Raw genomic sequence first — 18,612 nt, forward strand, 5'->3', positions numbered from 1 at the left:
AGATCTATTTGCTCAATAAAGGTTTCGTCCTTGAAAACAGATACAAGATCCTTAATATTGCGGGAAAGGGCGGTACTTCCGTTGTTTACAGAGCTGTTGACCTGAAAGCCAACAACGCTCAGCGTGCGGTGAAGGAGGTCATGAAGACCAACGGCGCCGACGCCTATAACGCCAGACAGGAGTCGCTCCTCATCAAGGAATTCTGCGAGAAGGACGTAAAGAACTCCTTCTTCCCCAATATAATCGAGATAATCGACAACAAGCCCGAGGCTCTGTATATAGTTCAGGACTATATCGACGGTGTATCCATGGAGAAGCTTCTTGCATACGATCCATTCCGCCACAAGACGGTTCTCAGGTATGCCAGGGATATATGCTCGGTAATGTCATTCATACATAAGTGCGGAATGATCCACAGCGATATGAAGCCAGATAACATCATGGTGGTAAGAAGCTACGATGACTTTGAGAATATGAAGCGCCCCGACAAGTACGGGAAGCTCAAATTCATCGACTTCGGCTCAGTTATCGAAAGAAGACAGGGTACCTTTGCCTATACCCCTGCCTACGCTGCCCCCGAACAGTTCAACAAGGAGGAACTGGACGAGAGGACAGATATATTCAATATCGGCGCCACCATTTATCATATGCTTACTGGTAAAAAGCCCCTTAACGTCTCCGCTGACGGAAATCTGGTAAGCTCTGCCGAGAGGTTCACCTTCGGCAAGGGCATGAACTCGGCTCTTGTCAGGATAATCAAGAAGTGCGTCAACGATGACAGGAGCAAGAGATACCCCAACTGCGATGAGCTCTATGATGCCCTCTACAAGGCTGAGAACCACACCTACGCGAGAGCAACGGGCATACTTGCAGGTCTTGCGGCAGTGTTCCTGGGATTTTCATTCTTCGCTGGAACTATGGCTAACAAGAGCAGGAGCGAGGACTTCAACAAGCTGGTGGAAAGGGCTGAGAACTCCGCAGAATACAGCGAAAGATCAGCTGCCTTCGAGGAGGTCATAAAGGCTGACGGCTCCTACTCAGACGCCTATCTCAAGCTCATAGAGCTGTACAAGACGGATATGGTATTTGACGAGAAGGAGACCAGTCAGATACTGACTCTCATAAATGAAAACATCAACGAGCTCAAGCGTGATCCTCAGTATGAGGAGGTCGCCTATGAGCTGGGTATACTCTACTGGTATTACTACTTCTACGGAAGCGACGGTGACAGCTCAAAGCAGAACGGAAGCACCACAGGCAGGATCGCCTCGGTAAAATGGTTCCGCGAGGCTCAGACCGAGAACTTCAGGAAGTCCGATCCGGATAAATACGATATTGCCAGAGTCTACTGCGCTATCGGTGACTTCTACTCACAGACACAGAAGAAGGAGAACGAGCTCCTGAAGAAGAACTACTCCGCCGATCTGTGGGAGAGCATGAAGGAGCTGGACTCACTTGTTGAGGAGGCAAACGCAGGCTCGGAGATCATAATCCTTGAGACCTACAAGACACTGTTAAATCTCGAAAATACCAATATGAACGACTTTGCAAAGGCAGGGATCTCCTATGAGGAGCAGAGGAGCTTCCTTGACAATATCAAGGCAAAGACAGAAAAAATGAATGCCGCCGAGGAACGTGCGGCTGAGGCTAAGGAGTATATCCTCAGCTTCTATGACAGAGTCGCCGAGAGTATCGACGGCGCGGAATAAGGAGGTGCGGCATGAGTTCATTCGACTGGCAGGTGGTATCGCAAATATCTCTGGGCATCGGACTGGTGCTGCTCCTTGCGGCGCTGGTGATCGCTGTCAGGTTCAGGGTCATATCCAATCTGGTATCGGAGCTGACCTCAAAGGGCGGCGCTGCCGAGCCCGCTTCGCAGTCACCGTCGGTGAGCAGATCGCTGAGAGCTTCTGAGAATATGATCTTTGACGATCAGACTGACGATAACAAGGACGGCGACATAATAACCGTGGTTGTCGGACATAAGAAAAAGGAAAATATCAGCGATACAGTTGTTGTGGGTACCAAGACCGACAGCAGCAGCGACTTCAGGATAGTGAGAAATGTACTGCTTATAAACGCTGATGTTGAGGCGATCGACGACCGCGGCAGAGACAGATGAAAACAACGGATAGCCTTCCGTACTAAGCGGAAAAGAGGAATATCCTTATACGTATTATTGTTTGCTCCCCTTTGCGGAGCACCTATCAAGACACAGGAAAGCGCAGCATACTTCATGACCATTTGTGTATGCGGGGCTTTTACGGCGCTCCTGAGAAGGACCGTCCCTTGCAGCCTGATGAGGCTGTGAGCCTGTTACAAGCTCGGAACAGCCCGCCGCCGCTGCGGATCAGCGGAGGTCAGAGGGTCCGAAGTTCCCTCTTCGGACTTCTCGGCTGTAATGCGGAGGCGGCTCAGGCTGTGACGATGCGGGCTTATGGTCTTGAACCAAGAAAAAGGAGGTAGATCGGGATGAATAACGGCATCTTTGATTTCAGAAAAAGAATAGCTGCTGTGGCTGCCCTCGTCTTTGTTTCCCACTCGCTCTGCGGTATGCCGATAACAGAAAGTAAAGCGGCTTCGGTGATGTTCACCGCCGATGTACAGCCCAATGCGGCTGATAATGATGAAACAGACGGAGCTTCCGCTGATGACGGCGAAACAGAGCCCGTCACCTATACAGTGACCTTCACCAACTGTACATTCAATGAGAATGATTTCAACAGTCTTGCTTACAGTATTTTCAAAACCCAGCTGGAACAGGAGTTCTCTGCGGATACGAATACGGGTACTATAACCGTAAGCAGTGATGCCGGGATAAGTAATGATGATATTTATATCGGCGGAAAACTTTACAGGGTAGACCGTGAAAACTCGGATATTTCCAATATGAAGATCGCTGTGAGCCTTTTTGTAAGGGCGGATAATCTCACATCATTCGACGAGCTGGAGTTCAGCGGAGCAGTGGACGGGATATATGCCCGTGTAGGTTCCGATCTGATCATCACTCCGAAAAAAGAGTATATCCTCAAGGGATCAGCCGAGAGCCAGACTATCACTGTGGGAGAGGATTTCTATCTCTACAGACAGAACGAGGACACAGAGGCTGAGACCTATGAGATAAACCTGGCAGGCAGGATCTTCCGCGTTGCTCCCAGGACCTTCACTATTGACAGAGAGAATACCGATATCTCTGTATTTCTCAACAGAACAGCTGTAGTCCCCGAGGGCATGACCTTCAGGTGGAAGGATACGGATTCCATAATCGTGATCCCCTCCGCCAGCAGCGCTCTGGAGGTATCCTGCGACGGCAGGAAGCATATCTTCAATGTCAGCAATACCCAGTTCAAGATGGAAGATGTGCTGGGTATTGAGGGTATCGGCTATAAGCAGAATGCCAGGATAGGGCTCAGGGCTGTACCGAATACCATAAATTCCGTGCTCAGATATGAGGGCGATGAAGAACGCTCGGACGTTCGTCAGCTGCTCAAATTACAGATCGAGAACGGAGATCTTTTCTATCCCGTACCATATCTTGAGAACGGCGGATACTATCTCAGCAGCTATGATTATGAGGGCGATGAGCCGGTATCCCAGAGTCAGCTTTACACTGATGTTACAAGCGGCGAAAGGTTCTTCAGGATACCCGCCAAAGCAGGAGATAGCGAGATAACTCTCAATTACAGCAAGCTCGCCACATTCGGAAGCTATGTATACAAGCCTTCTGACGGCATTACCAAGCGAAATCAGCAGTGCTACACCATTGACGGCAGCGCTCTGAATACGGCTCTTATGACATTCCCTGCTGAGCTCCTGGGCTCTGCCTTTGTGTATGACACCTTCAAGGGTGACAGCCATTCGGGACTCAGCTCATCATATTTTACTGTAACCAAGGGAAGGAGCGCCTTTACCGTTACAAGAAGTGAAGTGGAGAATTCTCATTTCTTCTTCGCCAAGGACGTACTGAAAAACGGCACGGAGGTCGCCGACGGTCTGGGCTCGGATATATGCTTCTATGTGGACAGGAATGCCCCTGAGACCACCGTTAAGGACACGGAGACGGGAGAAGCTCCGGATGACGGTAAGTGGTCGGGAAAGAGCGGTCTTACCGTGGCTCTCGAAGTGGACGATACCGAGGAATGTCCCCTCAGCGGCAACTCCACCTCCTATGAGGAGCGCACCGTCAGTGACGTATACGACAGGTATATCAATGCCGCCTCAGAGGACGGCAGCGAGATACGCTCGGTCATCATCGGCGATATTCGTTTTGACAGACCCGAAAAGGGCTGGACCGATACAGACAATATCGTAAGCTATATTGAAAACGACGCTATCCGTGCAGGAGAGGAGAGAGCTGTTGACTATCTCAGGAGCGACAGCCTTATAGAGGCAAACACTATACATATCAGCAGCGACAGGGAATATAACTTCTATAAGCAGCTGCTCAGGGACGGTATCTGCGACAGGATCGAAACTGACCTGAAAAACGAGCTTGACGAGGCTGAACACCTTATCAAAGCCTTTACGGAAAATGAAGAGGACGTTCCTTCGTCTCTCATTACACAGGTGCAGAAGGCTGATGAGAGGCTCACAGTGTTCAGAAAAGAGGTGGGCGATTACAGAAATGCTGTTGCAGCTGCAAAAACTGCATATAAGTCTGTACCCTCCCTTACCTACGATCAGGAGAACCACAGGTTCGTTGTCACCATTGAGGCGGGAGAAACAGTCAAAGACAGCATCTTCACTGAGACACTCCCCGTTTTTGCCGTTGATAACAGCAACAACAGCGGCATAGGCGAAAAGTCCGACGAGATAGTTTTCAACTATGACGGAGCTGCTCCCGTTATCGCAGATAACGATGTCCGCATAGAGAATGCGGTGTTCATAGGCGAAAAGGACGGCGTGAAGCAGTACGTTCTCAGGGACGGCACTGAGTTCAGGGCAAATGTAGACGATGTGCTCCGCAGCGGAAGCAGTGAAAAACAGGGTACGGGAATTGACAGAGTTGTCTGGGAGTTTGACGGCGTGCGTCATGATATGTACGGCTACGGCGACAGCTACAGCGGCAGAGTCAACGCAGATGCTATCAGCGGAGAAGATGTCAATTCCGAGATCATCTTCTATGCAGTGGATAAGGTGGGCAACGAGACAAAGCTCAGCTCCGCCGCCGCAAAGGATAAGTTCCGTGTTATCGTGGACAATACGGCGCCGAAATGTGAGATAAGTGATATATCCGATCCCTCGGAAACATACACCGATAAGGAGAAGCAGAAAAAGTGGTTCAGCTCCTACAGCGGCATAAAAATACAGATCAAGGCAGATGACGGCGATCCCGCCGGAAGCTCTGGCGTGGAGAAGGTCATCATAAATATAAACGGCAGGGACAACGAGGTCAATGTGGCTTCGGCGGGTATTGACCCCGCAGCTCTCGGCAAGGGAGGCTATTATATCTCCTTTGAGGCGGATCAGGCTCCCGACAGCTTCAGAGCTGTACTCAGAAACAGCGCAGATCAGGACTTTGAGCTTTCACTTGGCGGAGATTATTACCGTATCGGACGCCGCTACGACGGAAGCTATGAGGATATTCCCGACAAGGGTGCGGTCTCTGTAAAGGTAAGAGCTGCCGACTATGCAGGTCATATCACCGGATCAGGTGAGGAGAAGGCTTTCCTGGATCTTGAGAAGCCCAGTATATCAAGGATCGAATTCGGAGGCAGAAACATCATCAACAGGGACGGTGTGGTGAGATATTCCGTATTTGCAGCCTCAGAGGCTGAATTCACCGTCAAGGCGGGGGATAACCTTCCCGTTTCGGGAATCGAGAAACTGAATGTGAGCCTTGCCAATGCCGACGGAACTCCCTATAAGGGCAGTGTGGAGGTGAGAAACACCGTTCCGGACAAGGAGTGGAGATTTACCATACCCGCAGGCTTCAGGGGTACAGTTTCCGCGTATGTGGAGAGCAATGTTCACAGAAGCTCGGATACAGTGGAGACCTTCGGTATCATCACCGAGAGCGCTCAGATACATGACCAGAATTCATCGGCAGCAGTGGAGCTTCCCGCTGCACAGCACTACGACGCACAGGGACGTCCTCTTTACAGCGGCGACGTTGACATTAAGCTCAGTGTCCGCGACGGCTTCTCGGGAATAGATCAGGTATTTCTTACCTCCTCGGGAGCAGGCGGCGGTACAGCAGATGTGGACGTTGAAGGCAATATCGGAGGCGAAGACGGAGAACGCTGGACCGCGGCAGGTACCTACAAGAACCTGGTTACCGCTATGGACGGTACTATCCGCGTATCCGACAATGTCAACGGCAGCAGAGTATCGCTGGGATACATTGACAATGCGGGACATTATGAGGAGGAGGCTGCTTCAGCCGGCTTCAGCATAGACAAGACCGATCCGAGGGTGGAGGTAACTTTCACCGACCAGAACAGCGGCGGCGACCAGGATTTCAAGGACGTCTACAAGAACTCAAGGCGTGCAGTCATTACCGTTACCGAGCGCAATTTCGATCCCGAGCTGGTAGAGGTTACAGTAAACGGCACAAGGCAGAGAGTGGACTTCACGCTGTCAGGCGGCACCGCAGGCACTGATACGGCTCAGTACCGCGGTGAGGTGCCCTTCGATGCAGACGGCACATATACTCTTTCGGTAAAGTGCAGGGATATGGCAGGCAGAAACAGTCAGGAGTATACCTCCGAGCCCTTCACTATAGATAAGACGGCTCCTGTTCTCAATGTGGGCTTTGACAAGACCATTGAGAACGACCATTACTACCATGACAATATGACCATGACATTCAAGGTCAGCGACGAGAATTTCGAGCCTTCAAGACTAAATATCTCGGGCACCTTCAACGGAAGCGCCGAGAGCTTCCCCAAGGCATCGGAATGGAGCAGAATTGGTAAGGATTACTTCTCCACCATAAAATTCGGCAAGGACGGAGAGTACTCCGTAAGCGTGTCGGGAAGCGACAAGGCAGGAAATGCTCTTGACTCTTACAATACCAAATTCTGTATCGACACCACAGCTCCCTCTATCAGTATAGGCGAGGTGGAAAAGGCTAACGGCGGCGCTGAGGTAAGACCGCATATACGCTTTAACGATACCAACCTTGACAGGGACAGCATAAGCATTACCCTTGAGGGTGCAAAGCGAGGAAAGAACCTTCCCTTCGACGGTCAGTTCAACGAGACTCCCGAGGGACTTGACTATGTATTCGATAACTTCCCCGCACGCAAGTCCTATGACGACATCTACACCATCAAGGCAAGCGTAAAGGACAACGCCGACAACCAGCTGGATACAGAGCTCACATTCTCTGTAAACAGATTCGGTTCCACATTTGAATTCGACGAGGCGTCAAGGAAACTGGCTGACAAGTACATCTCCAGTGAGCAGGACATTGTCCTCACAGAGTATAACGTTGACAAGCACTCTGAGGACTGCGGAGTCTTCATCACCAAGGACTCAGAGATGATAGAGCTGAGAGAGGGCAGAGACTACTCCATAGAGCACACAGGCGGCAACGGAGAGTGGTCTGTCTACAAGTATACCATCTATGCAAGCAACTTTGGCAGCGATGCCAGGTATACTGTTTCCGTCCATACCGTGGACGAGGCAGGCAATATCAACATCAGCGATTCCGACAAGAAGAAGGCAGAGCTCTCATTCTACGTGGACAAGACAAAGCCCCTTTGCATACCGCTGAATCTCAGCGAAAACAGTGCATACAAGGGCGAGAGCTATACCGCTCATCTCTCTGTCACCGACAACATCGACCTCAAGGCGGTTGAGATCTTCCTCAACGGCGATAAGATCGGCTCAAGGATAGAAAATGACGAGTGCACATTCGATATACCCAATTCGGCGCGCTCTCAGGACATCAGAGTCATACTTACGGATATGGCTGACAACGAGATAGAGTACAACTACAGGAACGTTCTTGTTACCACAAACGTGGCAAGACTCCTTATCCGAAAGACCTGGGTAAAGGTAACAGGTATTTCTGCTATCGCTCTTGCAGGAGCAGGCGCATTCCTTCTGAAGAGAAGAAGGAAGAACAAGCTCCTCTGATAAAGAAAAAAGCCCTGAGACGGCGTAAAAGCTGCCTCAGGGCTTTTATTATATCTTCAGGGTAATTATGAGCCTTCCATCTGTGAGCTCTGCGGACAGGCTGCCTCCCGCTCTCTCTGCAAGAGCCCTTGCTATGGAGAGCCCCAGACCTGTGGAGCTCCGTGCGGTCTCCACGGTATAGAAGCGGTCGAAGAGCTGTGCTGCCTGCACGGGGGTCATATCCGCAGCAGCATTGGCGAAGGTGATGACACCGTCGGCAGTGAGCCTTATCTCAAGGTCGCCGCTGCTGTACTTGGCGGCGTTGGTTAGCAGATTGGAAAACACTCTGGAGAGCTCCGACCTGTTGGCGGTACGCATGACCTTTTCCTCGGTAAGGTCTATATCGGGACTTATCCCGCTCTCGGTAAGAACGGGATAATAGCTGCTTATACACTCCGCAAGGAGCTGATTTACGTATATCTCCTCCGTATCCTCGGGCTCGTCCTTAGATATGATGACGGAGTAGCTGAAAAGCTCCTCTGTCAGCTGCTGCATAGCGTCTGTTCGCTGTGAGATCACCGAGAAATAGCGGCGGAGCTTCTGCGGATCATCGGTCTTTTCCGCAAGGTCAAGGTAGCCCCGTATGGCTGTGAGAGGTGTCCGCAGGTCATGGGAGATATTTGTCACTGCATTTTTCAGTTTCCTGTTGCCGCGGATACAGGACAGCTTCTCTCTGCGGAGCAAAGACAGCTGAGAGTCAATGCTCTCCGCAAGACCGCGTATATCCTTGTCACCTGAGGAAACATAAATGGTGTTGTTGGTGTCGCTTTTAAGTCTGTCAGCAAACTGCGCGGATATTTCCCGTGCCGACTTTTTCAGCAGATATATCTTGACGCAGAGCAGTATTATCACAACTGCGGCGCATAACAGACAGTAAACCATTTTTTCCTCCTGTGTGGTTATTTAAGGTCGGCTTTGCGGAAGTTTACCACTCCCGCTGTTATGAAAAATACGGTGAGTATCAGTGAATATACTATGTGAATGGCGGCGCGTTTGTCAGGGACCGCAAGTGCAGTCATCTGGCTCAGGGGAATGATGTCATTCATCACCTGTATCCACTTTGAATCGCCGAATTCCTGAGACATAGCAGCGAACATCAGCAGGGGATACATGATTATTATGGGAAGAACTCCGCCTGCGGCGCTTTTTACGGTCATGGCGAGAAATGTGGTTAGAGCGGATACAGCGACCACCGCAAAGAAGCAAACGGTCATGTTTTTCAGCACATCAGAAGCAGCTGCACCCTTTGCACCGATGACTATAAGGTTGGCAGCAGATGATACCGCAAAGAAAATGATGAGCGATACACCGAAAAATACTGTCTCCGCTATCTGATTTGCAAGGTAGATGTGGGAGCGCTTATGTCCCACGGTGAGCTTGTTGCGTATGGTATTCTGGGTGTAGTCACGGCTTATGAAGAGACCTCCCACAGCCGACATGAACATCATCATTATCAGTGGTATCTCAAACATACCGAACCAGTCAAGGCTGCCGTTGAGCTTGCTTATGAGGACCTCCAGCAGGGCGAGTACCGCCGACATGATGACGCATATCATCGTATCCTTTCTGCGGAGCATGAGCTTCAGGTTTACTTTCAGGAGCTTATTCATTGCTGCCACCTCCTACCAGTGAGATAAAGAAGCCTTCAAGGTTCTCATCGTGCTCGGAGGCGGAGAGTATCTCGCACTTCTCCTCCCACAGGCTGAATGCCAGCTTTGTGATATTCGGAGAGGCGAAGATGTCAGCCGTTTCCTTGTCGATCATTCTGTAATCGGTGCCCATTCCGTCAAGCACTCTTGCAAGGGCGCCGGTGTCGGTGACCTTCACCCTTACGCACTTGCGGCACTCGTTTTCCAGCTCCTCGGCACTCATTTCGCGGACTATCTGCCCGCCGTTGATGAAGCCGTAATGTGTGGCTACCTTTGCCAGCTCGTCAAGGATATGGCTGGAGATGAGAATGGTGATGTTGTTCTCGCGGTTGAGCTTGATTATGAGCTCGCGCATTTCGATGATGCCCTGTGGGTCAAGACCGTTAATGGGCTCGTCAAGGACGAGAAAATCCGGTTTTCCGCAGAGCGCCACGGCAATGCCGAGACGCTGGCGCATTCCCAGCGAGAAGTCTCTGGCGTGTTTATTTCCTGTGTTTTTCAGTCCCACAAGTTCAAGGAGCTCATCAATGCCCTTATAGTCGGGCATTCCCATAATGTCATACTGCATTTCCAGGTTTTTCCTTGCGGAGAGATAGGGGAGTATTGACGGGGTCTCCACAACTGCACCCATTCTCCTTCTGGTCTCGGAGATATTTGGATCGCTGTTTTTGACGCCGTAGAGCTCGAAGCTGCCGTCCGTGGGGAACTGTATCCCGCACACCATGCGTATGAGAGTGGTCTTTCCTGCGCCGTTCCTGCCTACAAAGCCGTATATGGAGCCCTTGGGAACGTTCATTGTGAGACCGTTCAGGGCTTTGAAGTCCTTGTATTGCTTGGTGAGCGCATTTGTTCTGAGTACATAGTCCATATAAGAACCTCCTTCTTTCTTTCTGATATGAGTATATCACAGGAAGGTTAAGAAATCGGTTAAGAAAAGAGTTAAGATACGGTTAATTTTTATCGGAAAGCATATAGCCTATACCCCACACTGCTGAGATACAGTCGCTTCCCATTGCTGCTTTCAGCTTGCGGCGGAGATTGTGGACGTGTATTTTCAGGGAGTCCTCGGTGCAGTCGGGAGTATCATCGCTTATGCGGTCGAGTATGGTCAGCTTCGCCACCACCTGTCCCTTATTCTGCATGAGGAGCTTGAGTATGGCGTATTCCGTCCTGGTGAGCCTTATCTCACCGCCCGGGCAGGTCACGGTATGGGAGTCGGTGTCAAGACTGAGACTGCCGCAGGTGAGCAGTTCCTTCTCCGAAGCGGGAGCGTTTCTGCGCAGCTGCACCACTATCCTTGCAAGGAGCTCCTCGGTATCGAAGGGCTTGGTGATGTAGTCGGCAGCTCCGCCGAGAAGCATATCCACCTTGCCTGCGCGGTCGGACTTGGCACTGAGCACGATAACGGGAATGTCCTTTATCTGCGGGAGGAGCTCCTCACCGCTGAGTCCCGGGAGCATCAGGTCAAGGAGTATCAGGTCCGGAGTGGTCTGCTGCAATATGAGCAGAGCCTCTGTGCCCGAATACGCCCTTTTTACGGCATACCCCTCGCCTGTCAGCACCTCGCTGAGCATATCATTGATGTGTATATCGTCGTCGATTATCATTATAACTGCCATGTGTCCGCCTCCTGCCGTTTTAACTATTATAACATCAGAGGAAGATTTTTGCAAGCCGCAGACTTGATTTGACGCGGCGTCTGTGCTATAATTGTAAAAGATTATTTACAGAAAAGGTGACATGATTGCATAGATTCAGAAAAGCCCTGCCCTCGGTCATATCCCTTGTACTTGCGGTACTTATGGTGGCGGCGGCAGAGCTTGCACATGAAAAAGAAATGATATTCCCCGAGATAACGGCTATAGCCATAGGTGCACTTGCTGCTCCGCGGCAGGTGTGGAACACATCGCGGCTGAGGCTGCTGCTGACCATATCAGCCTGTGCTGCGGCAGGAGTGGGTATAGTTTATCTGGTGCCTCTGCCTCTTGCGGCGCAGATACCCATAGGACTTGTCATTGCATTTGCACTTATAACTCTTTCGGGTACGGAGTTCCTGCCTGCGGTGTCAGCCTGCGTGCTGCCCGTGCTTCTCGGCACAAGGAGCCCCATATACATACTCTCCGTCGTTGTGATGACCTCCCTGATACTGGGAGTACAGCTGCTTCTTGAGAAGGCAGGCATGAGGGAGAAATACGACTTCCGCCCCGTTGAGCCTGACCGTGAACTGTTCTTGCTCCGCGGAAAGCAGATAGTATGCGCTTCGCTTATATGCCTTATCCCTGCGCTGCTCCACGAGATATTCTTCATAGCTCCGCCCCTTATAGTGGGATTTGCGGAGATGAGCAAGCCTGCATCAAAGCTGAGGGAAAAGGCAACTGCCACTGTGGGGCTTATCGCCCTTGCTGCGGCAGCAGGCTGTGCTTCACGCTATGTCCTGTGCGTTACAATGGGACTTCCGCTTGCATTGGCGGCAGGGGTGTCCTGCGGAGCCATACTCATTGCGGTAAATGCCGCAAAGCTCTATTTTCCGCCCTGCGGAGCTGCTGCCACGCTGCCCTTCATAATTCCCGGGGCAGCACTGCTGAAGTTCCCCTTCGAGCTGACCGCAGGCTATGTGATACTTACCGCAGCGGTGTTCCTGTTCTTCGGCGAGAGACCGCTTGCTCCCGTAAGGAAAATCGCCGCGATAATACGCAGATAACACTTGACACAGGGGAGAAATAGTGTTATAATATTTCTCGGACCATGTTCCCGACAGTTCGTTTGCGCCATCCTGTCGTTAAACAAAACCAGGGCATCTGTGAGTGCAGGAATACTGCGCTCTTAAAGTGATACAGATGCGTCTGCCCATGGCAGGCGCTTTTTTGTTGATATATCCAAGAGGTGAAGAAATGTATTATCTGAAAACTTCCGCTGAGTTCGACAGCGCGCATTTCCTTGCAGGCTATAAGGGCAAGTGCGCAAATATCCACGGTCATCGCTGGAAGGTAGAGGTGACTGTGGCTGCGGACGCTCTTATTGAAAGCGGTGAGAAAAGAGGTATGGTCATCGACTTCGGTGACTTAAAGCACGAGGTAAGGGCTCTTGCAGACAGCTTCGATCACGCGCTTATATATGAGACAGGTTCGCTGAAGGAGACCACACTTGCGGCTCTCCGCGATGAGGACTTCCGTCTTATTGAGGTGGCTTACCGCCCCACAGCCGAGAATTTTGCAAAGGATTTCTTCGGCACACTTAGAGAAAAGGGACTTCCCGTCAAGACCGTCACGGTCTATGAGACTCCCGAAAACTGCGCTGTATATGAGGAGGAGATATGATGCTGCCCGTAGTTGAAAAATTTGTCAGCATAAACGGTGAGGGCGCCCACGCAGGTGAGCTTGCAGCATTTGTGCGCTTCCGCGGCTGCAATCTTAACTGCTCATACTGTGACACCAGCTGGGCAAACAGCGGCAATGCTCCTGCGGAGTTCGAGACTCCCGCGGAGATAGCCGACTGGGTAAGCGAAACAGGTGTCCGCAACGTTACCCTGACAGGGGGAGAGCCTCTGCTGCACAAGGAGTGCGCTGAGGTCATCAGCCTTCTCATGGAGAGAGGCTGCCGCGTGGAGATAGAGACCAACGGAAGCATTGCTCTTGACAGACTGGCTGAGGCTGACCGCAGACCCGTTTTCACCATGGACTATAAGCTGCCCTCAAGCGGCATGGAGGAGTTCATGTGCAGAAACAATTTCCGCCTGCTGGGCTGCCATGATACGGTGAAGTTCGTTTCGGGCAGCATGGAGGACCTGGAAAGGGCAGCGGAGGTTATAGAGGAGTACAGGCTCACTGAGCGCTGCCATGTTTACATCAGCCCTGTTTTCGGCGAGATAGAGCCTGCCGACATAGTTGAGTTCATGGAGGAGCGGAATATGAACGGAGTAAGGCTCCAGCTCCAGCTCCACAAGTTTATATGGGAGCCAACAAGGAGGGGCGTTTGATGGACAGAGAAAAAATCGAATACCACGTTCTCGGACTTCTCAAAGCCATAGGCGAGGACCCCGACCGCGAGGGACTCAGGGAGACTCCTGCCCGTGTGGCGCGTATGCTTGAGGAGGTACTTGAGGGAACTGCATATACAAATCACCAGATAGCCGAGATGTTCGGCAAGACCTTTGACGCAGAGGGCACCCCCGATATGGACAGCGCCGTGGTCATGAAGGATATTACCGTTTTCAGCTACTGCGAGCACCATCTGGCGCTTATGTACGATATGAGCGTGAATGTGGCGTACATTCCCCACGGCAGAGTGCTGGGACTCAGCAAGATAGCCCGTATCTGCGATATGGCGGCGAAGCGTTTGCAGCTTCAGGAGCGTCTGGGAAAGGACATCGCAGAGATAATCTCCGAGGCGGCAGGTACTCCCGATGTGGGCGTAATGATAAGGGGTAGCCACAGCTGTATGACTGCCAGAGGTATCCGGAATGCCGGCGCAAAGACGGTGACGGGTACGTTCATGGGCGCTTTCAGGGACAGTGCGGAGCTGAAATCCCTGGTGAAGTTTGACTGAGGAGGATATTATGAAAGCATTGGTACTTTTCAGCGGCGGCGTTGACAGCACAACCTGTCTCGCCATCGCTGCTGATAAATACGGAGCAGACGAGGTGCTTGCACTGTCTCTCTACTACGGACAGAAGCACAGCCGCGAGCTGGAAGCTGCAAGGAAGATAGCTGCCCATTATGGTGTAAAGCATAAAGAGCTCGATCTTGCGCTGATATTCGCTGACAGCGACTGCACTCTTCTCAAGGGCTCCGATGGGGAGATACCCAAGGAGAGCTATGCGGAGCAGCTGGAAAAGACAGACGGCAAGCCTGTCTCCACCTATGTGCCCTTCAGAAACGGACTTTTCCTGGCTTCTGCGGCAAGCATAGCCCTGTCCAACGGCTGCGTGGAGATATACTACGGCGCTCACAGCGATGACGCCGCAGGCAATGCCTACCCCGATTGCAGCAGCGACTTCAATGACGCCATCAACCGCGCCATCTATCTGGGAAGCGGCGAAGAACTGAGGGTAACGGCTCCCTTTATAGGCATGAACAAGGCTCAGGTCATTGCAAAGGGACTGGAGCTGGGAGTTCCCTATGAGCTTACATGGAGCTGCTATGAGGGCGGCGACAAGCCCTGCGGAGTATGCGGCACCTGCCGCGACAGGATAGCCGCATTCAGAGCCAACGGCATGGACGACCCTGCCATGAAAGGAGAATAATATGAGCGGAAGGACCGAAAATGAAAAGGGGAGCATAACTCTCCTCGGCAATAACAACACAAAGTATTCATCTGATTACGACCCGTCGGTGCTGGAGACCTTCCCCAACAAGCACCCCGACAATGATTATTTCGTAAAGTTCAACTGTCCCGAGTTCACAAGTCTGTGCCCTATCACCGGACAGCCCGACTTTGCCACCATTTACATCTCCTATATCCCCGGCGAGAGAATGGTGGAGAGCAAGTCGCTGAAGCTGTATCTGTTCAGCTTCCGCAATCACGGCGACTTCCATGAGGACTGCGTGAACATCATCATGAAGGACCTCATAAAGCTCATGGAGCCCAAGTACATAGAGGTATGGGGAAAGTTCCTGCCCCGCGGCGGCATCTCCATCGACCCCTACTGCAACTACGGCATTCCCGGTACAAAGTGGGAACAGCTTGCCTGGGACAGGCTCGCACACCACGATATGTACCCCGAGAGCATCAATAACAGGTGATATAAAACGATCCCCTGAGTGAATGAACACTCAGGGGATTTTCTGTTTTATTCAGTTGTCAGCTGTGTGCTTATCAGTCCAGTGATTCGACCAGGTGGAGGAGATACTCCTGAATGCGGAGGGCGTCTCCACTGGTTATGCCCTTTGTGGACTTGTCAACGTCTGCATTTGCCTTGCCCTGAGGAGTAAGGTGCTTGGGATTTTTGCCCTGAGTACCGTACTGGTCGGGGTTAGCCAGAGACTGCATAATGAGGATAGCGTCTGCAAGCTCAACTGTATCATCGCAGTTTGCGTCGCCTGACTTTGTGACAGCAATATCAGTTGTGGTAGTGGTCTTGCCGGGGTCAGGTGTTGTGGTGGTAGTTGTAGTGGTAGTAGGAGGTGTTGTGGTAGTTGTGGTTGTGGTCGGCAGAGGTCCGGGCACATCCCATGCGTTCTCGGCAAAGTTGATGTTCCATGCGAAGGAAGCCTGCCAGTCTACAGCTGAATCGTTTGTGCTCCATGAGCTTACGGAATCGGCGTAGCACTTCTGAGCAGGTACCTTTCCGCGCTCCATTCCCAGACTCTTTACATAGTCATCCTGAATTCCTGAAGCGGGACCGCTGACCATTACTCCTGAGGGAGCCATGGGGAAATCGTGGTCCAGCTCATATATCCAGTATCTGTTTGAGGGATTATTTGAGTGGTATGTACCGTAGCCTGTGACATAGGATATGCCGAGACCGTTTCTTCCGAAAATGTAGTCCATAGCCTGAGTCATGCCGTTGAGATACTTCATATCTGCGTTTGATGCGTCATAAGCATAAGCCATGATCATGGCGTTATTAGTTATAAAAGCATTTGAACCGGGCTCATATCCTGCATGAGTATAATCAGTGGGCATACCGATTTGATCCATGATTACGGTTTCTTTGAATGGTACACCCATTCCGTTTCTAGAGCTGTTTTCAATTTCAAGCAGAGATTCTGCGGCTTGTTTGATATTATACTCGATGATTTCCTTGTCCCTTGCAGCTGCCTTATCGCTGAGGTAAAGCGAAAGTGTTCCCAGAGTAGTAGTTTCACTGTTATTGAAGGCTGAGTAGGTAACACCATCTATTTGGGACAGCTCTATGTCAAACGCCTTTGTGACTCCTGCTCTGCTGTGTTTGTTCTCATAGTTCTTCAGCTCGTCATAGTACTCCTCAGCACCTGTGGTTGCGAAGAGCTCGCAGGCAGCCCAGTATGCTTCGTCCTTGACGCAGCTGTCCTCGTATATGCCTGTGCCCACATATGAGCCTTCGGGAGCGAACTGAGGATCCACCTGATAATGTCCGCTTCTGACATCACTGACATCCCATTTTTCCTTGTATGCCATTACAGCCTTCCAGGAATCCTCTGCGTGTTTGAGGCACTCCTTTGCGAAATCATCGTCTATGCCCTCCCAGAGACGTGCAGCCTGAGCTGCGCAGGCTATCATATTGAATGTAGCTGCATACGTAGGAGGTCTTACGATACGGACAGGCATATATTCTTCGTCATATATGTAGGTTTTTCCTGCAAAACTGTTGGGTCTGTAGTCGCCTGCCTGGTGGTATACGAAGTTTGCGTGATCCTTGCCCCATACTGAGTCCTTGTCAGCATCAACGATCATCTTGAACATCCACTCAAGCTCATATCTTGCTTCTCTGAGGGACTCCTCGGAGGCATCGCCCCTTGACTTGTCCATTTCGTACATATTCTGGAGGAGCCATACAGCGTTAGCGCCTGTGATGACGTTCTTTGTGCTGTCGGAGCCTGTGTACCAGCCGCCTGTTACGTCGATAGAATCCCTCTTATCGCCGTCAAATTCTCTGCCGTAGGCTCTTATCCATTCTGACTGGATATATGCGGTATCGTTCTTGTGCATTGCAGAATGAGCAAGCTTGGACTTCTTGTCCTTTGGGTTATATGAGGTTATCTTTGATTCTTTAATATCCTCGTCGGAACGGTTCTGATAGTAGTAGTTCAGGGCGTCTTTGAGGATACCACTGTAAACATCTTCACCTATCTTGAACTCATGGCTGATGTATTTCTTATAGGTCTCGCCTGTGCGGGAATTTGTATATACGTTGTCCTTGTCATCCACCTCAATTGTGTATGTACCGGGCTCGGAAACAGTTGAGAAATCAAGTATCTGGCAGTAATCGCCTGCTGTTTCGTCATATCCTATGGGAGTACCCTTGCCTGTGTATACGGTCTCGCCGTTTTTCTTGACTGTGAAGCTTACGGGGTCCTTTATCTCCTTGCTTGTGGCGTATGTAGCCTTTTTGTCATTGGCTATGTAATAGCCCATCTGGTTCACTCTTACATCGCTTCTGGGGGTAATGATCCCCATTTCATTTGTGGGATCCCAGAGGCATGGAGTGGACTTTGCGTCCTTGTATTCCTCACCGCAGGTCTCGCACTCAAGTGTGAGATTATCGAACTTCAGCACTGTTCCCTCGGGGAAACAGTCATTAGGCTGGTAAGAGCCTGCGCCGCCGTACTGGAATGACCATTCAGCCACCTCGATAGTTTTTGTGGCGGTAAATTCACTGTCGAAGCTGTTCTTGCCTTGAATTATTTTGACGTTGTCCCAGCCCTGATCCCAGTTGCTGGCATTGTTCTGCCAAACTCCTGAAGGGTCAACGTTGAAGTTTGTGCCTGAATCGCTGATGACAGTAGCAAGCTCGCCGTCCGTTGAGGCTTCTACTTCCCAGTGTATCTTGTACTTATGCCCCTTCTCAATATGGAGATTTCTGTGGCGTATACCCAGATCCCATCTTGAGTCGCCGCCTCGCTGATATCCGCCGGGATTGTAGATAGTGATGTTAAAGCTGCCGCCCTTGGTGTCGAAGCGCTGCTCTGCGGGGCTAATGGAATATGCTGTCCATGGCAGCGCTATCCCGTCGTTGAAGTCATTCTGTCCGAGACAATCAGCATTAGCTGTAAATGGTGCAAATGCGGCAGTGCTTACCGCAGCTATTGAAGCTGCCATTAGTCTCTGAATGATTTTTTTGGTTGACCTGTGTTTCATGATTGTTCCCTCCCTGATATGTTCGCCGGTTTTTCGGCATTTTATTTATCATATCCGCGGC

Annotated in this window: 14 protein-coding genes; 9 read left to right on the plus strand and 5 right to left on the minus strand. The window is 51.0% G+C overall.

Translation table 11 applies throughout. The features are described from left to right. The first annotated feature begins 8 nt into the window (after nt 1–8). The 3 genes from T488_RS0113170 (at nt 9) to T488_RS0113185 (ending at nt 8,085) form a co-directional block, all read left to right on the plus strand. On the plus strand, nt 9–1,709 hold the full coding sequence (locus T488_RS0113170) for a serine/threonine-protein kinase (RefSeq protein ID WP_028521199.1): 1,701 nt from the start codon (nt 9–11) through the stop codon (nt 1,707–1,709). An 11-nt stretch (nt 1,710–1,720) separates the two neighbouring features. Next, nucleotides 1,721–2,122, plus strand: coding sequence for a hypothetical protein (locus T488_RS0113175; RefSeq protein ID WP_028521200.1), 402 nt, complete (start codon nt 1,721–1,723; stop codon nt 2,120–2,122). Nucleotides 2,123–2,472: 350 nt separating this feature from the next. Continuing rightward, nucleotides 2,473–8,085, plus strand: a complete 5,613-nt coding sequence (locus T488_RS0113185; RefSeq protein ID WP_028521202.1) for a hypothetical protein — start codon at nt 2,473–2,475, stop codon at nt 8,083–8,085. A 48-nt stretch (nt 8,086–8,133) separates the two neighbouring features. Here T488_RS0113185 and T488_RS0113190 read toward each other — a convergent pair whose 3' ends face one another. The 4 genes from T488_RS0113190 to T488_RS0113205 form a co-directional block, all read right to left on the minus strand. After that, nucleotides 8,134–9,006 (minus strand): sensor histidine kinase, encoded by an 873-nt coding sequence (locus T488_RS0113190; protein WP_028521203.1) that lies wholly within the window; start codon nt 9,004–9,006, stop codon nt 8,134–8,136. Nucleotides 9,007–9,023: 17 nt separating this feature from the next. Further along, nucleotides 9,024–9,734 (minus strand): ABC transporter permease, encoded by a 711-nt coding sequence (locus T488_RS0113195; RefSeq protein WP_028521204.1) that lies wholly within the window; start codon nt 9,732–9,734, stop codon nt 9,024–9,026. Further along, entirely contained in the window at nt 9,727–10,641 is a 915-nt protein-coding gene (locus T488_RS0113200; RefSeq protein ID WP_028521205.1) for an ABC transporter ATP-binding protein, read from the minus strand. The genes T488_RS0113195 and T488_RS0113200 overlap by 8 nt, the downstream gene beginning before the upstream one ends. Before the next feature lie 82 nt (nt 10,642–10,723). Continuing rightward, nucleotides 10,724–11,392, minus strand: coding sequence for a response regulator transcription factor (locus T488_RS0113205; protein WP_028521206.1), 669 nt, complete (start codon nt 11,390–11,392; stop codon nt 10,724–10,726). A 125-nt stretch (nt 11,393–11,517) separates the two neighbouring features. Here T488_RS0113205 and T488_RS18055 point away from each other — a divergent pair, with 125 nt between their 5' ends. From T488_RS18055 to queF, 6 genes are all read left to right on the plus strand, one after another. Then, nucleotides 11,518–12,474 carry a hypothetical protein gene (locus T488_RS18055; protein WP_051536483.1) on the plus strand — a complete coding sequence of 319 codons (957 nt, stop codon included), beginning with the start codon at nt 11,518–11,520 and terminating at the stop codon, nt 12,472–12,474. Between the two features lie 190 nt (nt 12,475–12,664). Further along, complete coding sequence (queD, locus tag T488_RS0113215) at nt 12,665–13,090, plus strand: 6-carboxytetrahydropterin synthase QueD (RefSeq protein WP_028521207.1); 426 nt, start codon at nt 12,665–12,667, stop codon at nt 13,088–13,090. Further along, on the plus strand, nt 13,087–13,749 hold the full coding sequence (queE, locus tag T488_RS0113220; RefSeq protein WP_207640304.1) for a putative 7-carboxy-7-deazaguanine synthase QueE: 663 nt from the start codon (nt 13,087–13,089) through the stop codon (nt 13,747–13,749). The genes queD and queE overlap by 4 nt, the downstream gene beginning before the upstream one ends. After that, nucleotides 13,749–14,318 (plus strand): GTP cyclohydrolase I, encoded by a 570-nt coding sequence (gene folE / locus T488_RS0113225; RefSeq protein ID WP_028521209.1) that lies wholly within the window; start codon nt 13,749–13,751, stop codon nt 14,316–14,318. The genes queE and folE overlap by 1 nt, the downstream gene beginning before the upstream one ends. Before the next feature lie 10 nt (nt 14,319–14,328). After that, nucleotides 14,329–15,015 (plus strand): 7-cyano-7-deazaguanine synthase QueC, encoded by a 687-nt coding sequence (gene queC / locus T488_RS0113230; protein ID WP_028521210.1) that lies wholly within the window; start codon nt 14,329–14,331, stop codon nt 15,013–15,015. A gap of 1 nt (nt 15,016) precedes the next feature. Continuing rightward, a complete protein-coding gene (gene queF / locus T488_RS0113235; protein ID WP_028521211.1) occupies nt 15,017–15,514 on the plus strand; it encodes a preQ(1) synthase in 498 nt (165 codons plus the stop codon). Between the two features lie 73 nt (nt 15,515–15,587). Here queF and T488_RS0113240 read toward each other — a convergent pair whose 3' ends face one another. Beyond that, nucleotides 15,588–18,551 (minus strand): glycoside hydrolase family 9 protein, encoded by a 2,964-nt coding sequence (locus tag T488_RS0113240; protein ID WP_028521212.1) that lies wholly within the window; start codon nt 18,549–18,551, stop codon nt 15,588–15,590. Nucleotides 18,552–18,612: the final 61 nt, after the last annotated feature.

It is taken from the genome of Ruminococcus flavefaciens ND2009 (assembly GCF_000621785.1).
Classification (GTDB): Bacteria; Bacillota; Clostridia; order Oscillospirales; family Ruminococcaceae; genus Ruminococcus; species Ruminococcus flavefaciens_C.

What these genes read in the sequence shown, in the direction of transcription:
- T488_RS0113175 (WP_028521200.1), top strand. Translation starts at nt 1,721, where the DNA reads ATGAGTTCATTCGACTGGCAGGTGGTATCGCAAATATCTCTGGGCATC.
- T488_RS0113185 (WP_028521202.1), top strand. Translation starts at nt 2,473, where the DNA reads ATGAATAACGGCATCTTTGATTTCAGAAAAAGAATAGCTGCTGTGGCT.
- T488_RS0113190 (WP_028521203.1), bottom strand. Translation starts at nt 9,006, where the DNA reads ATGGTTTACTGTCTGTTATGCGCCGCAGTTGTGATAATACTGCTCTGC.
- T488_RS0113195 (WP_028521204.1), bottom strand. Translation starts at nt 9,734, where the DNA reads ATGAATAAGCTCCTGAAAGTAAACCTGAAGCTCATGCTCCGCAGAAAG.
- T488_RS0113200 (WP_028521205.1), bottom strand. Translation starts at nt 10,641, where the DNA reads ATGGACTATGTACTCAGAACAAATGCGCTCACCAAGCAATACAAGGAC.
- T488_RS0113205 (WP_028521206.1), bottom strand. Translation starts at nt 11,392, where the DNA reads ATGGCAGTTATAATGATAATCGACGACGATATACACATCAATGATATG.
- queD (WP_028521207.1), top strand. Translation starts at nt 12,665, where the DNA reads ATGTATTATCTGAAAACTTCCGCTGAGTTCGACAGCGCGCATTTCCTT.
- queE (WP_207640304.1), top strand. Translation starts at nt 13,087, where the DNA reads ATGATGCTGCCCGTAGTTGAAAAATTTGTCAGCATAAACGGTGAGGGC.
- folE (WP_028521209.1), top strand. Translation starts at nt 13,749, where the DNA reads ATGGACAGAGAAAAAATCGAATACCACGTTCTCGGACTTCTCAAAGCC.
- queC (WP_028521210.1), top strand. Translation starts at nt 14,329, where the DNA reads ATGAAAGCATTGGTACTTTTCAGCGGCGGCGTTGACAGCACAACCTGT.
- queF (WP_028521211.1), top strand. Translation starts at nt 15,017, where the DNA reads ATGAGCGGAAGGACCGAAAATGAAAAGGGGAGCATAACTCTCCTCGGC.
- T488_RS0113240 (WP_028521212.1), bottom strand. Translation starts at nt 18,551, where the DNA reads ATGAAACACAGGTCAACCAAAAAAATCATTCAGAGACTAATGGCAGCT.